This is a genomic window from Wolbachia endosymbiont of Nomada ferruginata, from assembly GCF_001675785.1.
Lineage (GTDB): Bacteria > Pseudomonadota > Alphaproteobacteria > Rickettsiales > Anaplasmataceae > Wolbachia > Wolbachia pipientis.
On record NZ_LYUY01000082.1, the window covers coordinates 1 to 5,958 of the forward strand.

Genomic DNA, 5,958 nt, shown 5'->3' on the forward strand with positions numbered 1-5,958 from the left:
CCGATACATTAAGTAATCCTTACCTTTTAATCTGCAGATTGGCGAAAGCAAATACAATAGCTTCAGTTTCATGATAAGAGGGCTGGCGAAGGGTGTCAAGCAATTTTCGTTTCTGCGAGTACCTGAGTTTATTGACTTCATTAGAGCCAAAACTCTTGAGACCTAGGTGATAATTCTATCTAAAAGGATGCCAAAAAAGAGAAGCAACCCTACGTAGGAATTATTTTTAAATATGGACATGCATTGACTGGGATCGTCAGGATTGAAATTTTTGTATTGGCGGTGAAATATGAACCCTACAGCAAGTAGAGCAATATAAAAAATGTTATTTAATGATGATAAGATACCAGCATATAGCCACGTCATAAGAGATATTAAATAAAATCTTTTCAACCAAGATTTTGTTGTATCACCAAAATATAATGCGGTAGATTTCATTCCGAGTTTTTCATCATCTTTTTTATCTTGATGAGCGTATATGGTGTCATAGCTAAGTGTCCAGAAGACGCATCCTATATAAAACAGCAAGGATTCTATACTGATCTGGTTTGTTATTGCTGCTGAGCCCATGAGCGATCCCATATTGAAGGTAAACCCTAAGAACAATTGTGGCCACCAAACATACCGCTTTAATAAAGGGTAAGTAGCTATCATACACATTGAGATTATTCCAAGTATAAGTGTAGTTTTATTAGTTAATAATAAGATTACCAGGGCAATAGACAGTAACAGTGAAAGTAAAGCCAAAGCCTGCTTTATGTTTAATGCACCACTTGCAAGTGGCCTATATTTTGTTCGTTCAACGTGCGCATCTATTTTTCTATCGAAGATATCATTGATTATGCACCCTGCGGGTCTCATTAAAAATGCACCTATAGTAAACAAAACAAGGAGAAAAAGAACCTGATACGATAGAGAAGTTGAGGCTAAAAGAATACCGCTCAAACTAGGAAATAGCACAAGCCACAAACCTGTTAAACTGTACAACCTCATTAATGAAAAGTAATGGTTGAAATACATTAATTAAGTGTGATTATGTAATATTTTGCTTACATTAACAAAATTATCGAACGCTAAATCAGGCTTGAAAACTAACTCAGGTATAAATCGCAAATCAACATAACACAGTATAGATTTACGTATTGACCATGCAGATTGGTTCATTTCATTAACAACAGTGTTAAGATCACAATTATTCTCAGAAGGATCTCCAGTGCGTCTTTTTTCTGGATCTAAGTAGTCAGCTACTTGGATATTCAATGAAGATAACACAATATATACATCTGCTTTTTTCAAATCTTTACTTAATTTTACGTCAGATACCGCTATATTTTTATTGAACACCTTACCTTCCATTAGAACTCTTGATATTGCTCTATGCAATACCGATGCTATCTTTAGGTTTCTAATTTCCTTTTTCATATCCAGCTACTATAACACCCTTTCTTCTTGCACTAATTGATAAGCTTCCAAAATATCTCCAACTTTAATATCGATATTACCCTCTAGTGATACTCCGCATTCAAAGTTTACACCTACTTCTTTAACATCATCTTTAAATCTACGTAGTGCTTTTAACTTTCCTTCATGCACCAATTTGCCACCACGCACTATCTTAATTAAAGAATCTTTTTTTATGACTCCATCACTTACATAACATCCAATGATATTACCAGCTTTAGATACATTAAATATTTGCCTTACAGATGCAGAACCAACACGAACCTCTCGTGTAACAGGCTTTAACATTTTAGTTAAATACATTCTCATGTCGTCAATGAGCTCGTATATTATGTTATAAGTATGTATTTCTACACCTTTTTGTTTTGCCAAGTCCCTTATTTTTGAGTCCACTTTTACATTAAAAGCTAAAATTACTGCACTTGATGCTTCTGCAAGCAGCACATCTGAATCTGTTATCCCTCCTACTGCTTTGTGTAGGATATTTAATTTCACTTGGTCTTTACCGAGTTTATCAATTGAACTTGATATTGCTTCAATAGATCCAGTTACGTCGCATTTTAAAACTACAGATAATTCTTCTATTTCACTGTTATTACGGCTGAATATATCTAAATCATCCTCATCTAAATTTTCTTCTTTTTTCTTGATTAACTCTAGCCTGTATTCAACAATTTCACGCGCCTGCTTTTCAGAATTTATAACAACAAATTTATCTCCAGCATTTGGCACACCATTTAGACCAGTAATTTCAATTGGAGCGGAGGGTAGTGCTGCTTTTTCTCTTTGACCGAGGTGATTAACCATACTACGTACTTTGCTGTATGTTGTACCAACTACCAATATATCACCAACCTTTAACGTTCCTTCCTCAACTATCAATGTGGCTGATATTCCTTTCGCTTTATCTATTTTGGATTCTATTACCCATCCAAGTGCTCGACAATCTTCTATTGCTTCTAGCTTCATTAATTCAGCGATTAACAAAATCGTCTCTTCTAGTTTATCTAAATTAGTTTTCTTTTTTGCTGATACTGGCACAATCATAACATCACCACCAAGCCCTTCAGGGATGAGATCATATTGAGGCAAACTATTAATTATTTTTTCTACATCACCAGGCTCAGATTTATCAATTTTATTAATAGCAACTATAATAGAAACATTTGCTGCTTTTGCATGATTTATTGCTTCAACTGTTTGTTTCATGATTCCATCGTCAGCTGCAACTACTATTACAACTATATTAGTAATATTGGCACCACGTGCACGCATCGCAGTGAACGCTTCATGTCCTGGTGTATCAATAAAGGTAATTTTTTGCTTATCTTTTATCGTTATTTGATAAGCACCTATGTGTTGAGTTATGCCACCTGACTCTCTTTCTGCAACATTAGATTCACGAAATGCATCGAGCAATGAGGTTTTACCATGATCGACGTGTCCCATAAAAGTGACGATTGGTGGTTTAGGTTTTTTAGGCAGGCTTTCTCTGCCTTCTATAAAAAATAAATCTTTTTCTCTGTTGGTATTGCTCACTCGTTTAGCCGTATGATTAAATTTTTCCACTATTTCACATGCTATATCTGGATCCACCAGATCATCTACTCTATAACTCTCACCGACTTCTTCTTTGAACATTTTTAGCACACTCTTGCTATCTTCTGCCATGCGAATAGATAACTCCCTGATAGTTATTTTGTCTGGTATAATAACTTCTCTTGATATATTTTTACCCTTAGTAAACTTTGACTTTCTACCTCTTATACCAAACCTTTGCTTAAATACAGGGGGTTGTTCAGTTTTTTCATCTATTGCCTGTGCAATTACCAGTTTAGAATGCTTAGAATATATATCTTTGTTGACTTTAAAAGACTTTTTATCGTTGTCCTCATGGTCAATACTATCTTCTTTTGGTTCAACTAAGTGGGTATTACTTAAAACTTGCTTATTTATTTTCTTAGATAAAGCGTCCGCTTCATTTTTCTCGTCAATCTCTTTATTGCTGTCTTCTTTTGCTGTTTTCTCTTTTTCTTCTCTCTGATTTCTTTCTTTCAGCAAAGCAGCATTCTGCACAGCATTAATGCGAAAAATTTGTTCTTTCTCTGTTAAAGAACATAATTTACTCTCGTCAAATAAATTATGTTCTTCTGCATCATGAGATTTTTTTCTTCTTTTTTTTACTATTGTAGCTCCAGTACTTGGGCTAGTTGAAGAGTTTAAATTGAGGTCTAATTTAAGCTTGCTTAAGCCTTGGAGCGTTAATTTTTTATTACTAATATCTTCATTATTCATATTATTTTATTATATTAACCCAAGCTTTTTACGTGCTTCTATGATTATTGAGTCTACTGTATCTTTTAGATTTTCTGAATTCATCTTATTATCAGCTGAGGAAGAGAGTATGCTGCAAAACTCATAACTTGATAAATCTGCTATGTCCTCTAAAGTCTTAATATCATGTTTACTAAGAGCAATTTTATTGTCTATTGATAAAGTTAAATTGATTACATCATCTTCCATACCTAGACTTTTTAGCTCTTCTATTTTTCTATCATTTTCTGCTTTCAGATACTTGTTTGCTCTATTGTGAAGTTCGTTTGCAATATCCTCATTAAAGCCCTCTATTGAAGCAAGCTCTTTAATTGAAGCGCTGGATATATCTTCTACGCTTGAAAAACCTTCTGTCACCAATAGCTGACCCATAATCTCTTCTAAGTTTAAAGCTTCAGCAAATAAAGCTGAACATTGACTAAGTTCTTTACTTCGCCTTTCTGATTCTTGCTGAGTGCTTAATATCTCAATTTTCCATCCAACAAGCTCTGAAGCTAATCTTACATTCTGGCCCTTTTTTCCTATAGCTAAACTCAATTGATCTTCAGCAACTATTAATTCTATGCAATTTTCATTTTCATCAATAATAACCTTCGATACTTCTGCAGGAGTAATGGCTTTAATAACAAATTGACCCAAATCTGAGGAGTAATTTATAACGTCAATTTTTTCACCATTTAATTCGTGTATAATGGTTTTTATTCTATCTCCCTTAACTCCAACACAAGCACCTACTGGATCAATGTTCTTGTCAGGAGAGAAAACAGCAACCTTAGACCTTGAGCCGGCGTCTCTAGCTATACCTTTAATTGTCACTAATCCGTCAGCAATTTCTGGTATTTCTTGATTTAATAATGCCTCCAAAAAGCCTTCATGAGTCCTAGAAAGAATAATTTGACGTCCATCATCAGAGCGCTTAACAGTCTGTATGTAAGCTTTAACCTTATCACCTTCACGAAATGATTCACCACCAGTTAAATTTCGCAATGGAAGATATGCCCTAGTGCCATTTATGTCTATAATAAGATCTGAATATTCTACTTGTTTAACAATACCATACCTTATTTCTCCCACCTTATCTTTAAATTCCTCATATTGCTTTTTTGACTCTTCATCTTTAATTATTTGAGCAATTTTTTGCTGGGCAATTCTTGCTGAAGCAAGATCAGTGTTAAGAGAGAGTAATTCACTAACAGTATCTCCAATTTTTGCATCTTCTTTTATTAATTTAGCTTGTGTCAGCGTAATTGATTCATACTCAGTATTCTCTTCTCTATTTGATTCGTCATCAATAACTTTTAGTTTTCTGTATGAAGTAACTTTGCCTGTGTTTCTATCTATATTAACTACAATTTTACTTTTGCTACCATATTTTTGATAAGCCACTGCTTCTATAGCACTTTCTAGTGCCTTTATTACAACATCAAAATCTAAACCTTTTTGAAGTGAAAGCTCTCCTGCTGTTTTTATTACATCAAGGCTTCCAACTATGTTATTCTTGTTACTTTTCTGCTTAACACTGCTTTTACGATTAGCAATCATAATAAATAAATCCAATGTAATTAGTTATAATTATAGCTCCAACGGGCAAAGAACACTATCTTAAATGTTAAATGATTGCTAATTTAAGTCAAGTTTTTTCATGTCTTTGTATAACAAGCAACGCAGGAGTAAAGAATAAAGTTAAAACCGTTGCAACCAATATTCCACTTGCTATGGTTGTTGAAATGTCAACCCACCACTGGCTTGATGGAGCATCATATGTGATTTGTAGCGTAAAAAAATTGATATTTAACCTGGTAATCATCGGTATTAAACCAAGAACTGTGGTTGCAACGGTAAGCAATATTGGCCTAACGCGAGAAATTGCAGCGTTTATTACACATCGCTTGATGTCATTTTTGTGTACCTTAATTTGGTGATGAAAGGCATCAAGTAATAGTATGTTATTATTCACTATAATTCCCGCCAAAGCAATTATCCCCACTCCACACATAACAACTACGAAAACTTGTTGGATAAGAAAGAAAACAAAAAACACACATGTTGTGGATAAAAACACTGCTGTCATTACGATAAATGTATGGTATACATTATTAGAGGTTGTCCACAAACCAAGGAATACGTAGTATATAAAGAAAGAATATTGAGGTAAGAGATGAG

Annotated in this window: 5 protein-coding genes; all 5 read right to left on the bottom strand. The window is 34.0% G+C overall.

Going from position 1 to position 5,958, the window contains the following annotated elements; translation table 11 throughout:
* Positions 1-162 precede the first annotated feature (162 nt).
* A complete protein-coding gene (ubiA, locus tag BA053_RS04910; RefSeq protein ID WP_065106826.1) occupies positions 163-1,020 on the bottom strand; it encodes a 4-hydroxybenzoate octaprenyltransferase in 858 nt (285 codons plus the stop codon).
* A gap of 3 nt (positions 1,021-1,023) precedes the next feature.
* Positions 1,024-1,422: a ribosome-binding factor A gene (locus BA053_RS04915; RefSeq protein WP_065095048.1), complete on the bottom strand. Its 399-nt coding sequence runs from the start codon at positions 1,420-1,422 to the stop codon at positions 1,024-1,026.
* A gap of 9 nt (positions 1,423-1,431) precedes the next feature.
* Entirely contained in the window at positions 1,432-3,756 is a 2,325-nt protein-coding gene (gene infB, locus BA053_RS04920) for a translation initiation factor IF-2 (RefSeq protein WP_065106827.1), read from the bottom strand.
* Positions 3,757-3,765: 9 nt separating this feature from the next.
* Positions 3,766-5,337, bottom strand: coding sequence for a transcription termination factor NusA (gene nusA, locus BA053_RS04925; protein WP_065106828.1), 1,572 nt, complete (start codon positions 5,335-5,337; stop codon positions 3,766-3,768).
* A gap of 88 nt (positions 5,338-5,425) precedes the next feature.
* A partial coding sequence (locus BA053_RS04930) for an efflux RND transporter permease subunit (protein ID WP_245611599.1) occupies positions 5,426-5,958 on the bottom strand: 533 nt, incomplete at its 5' end.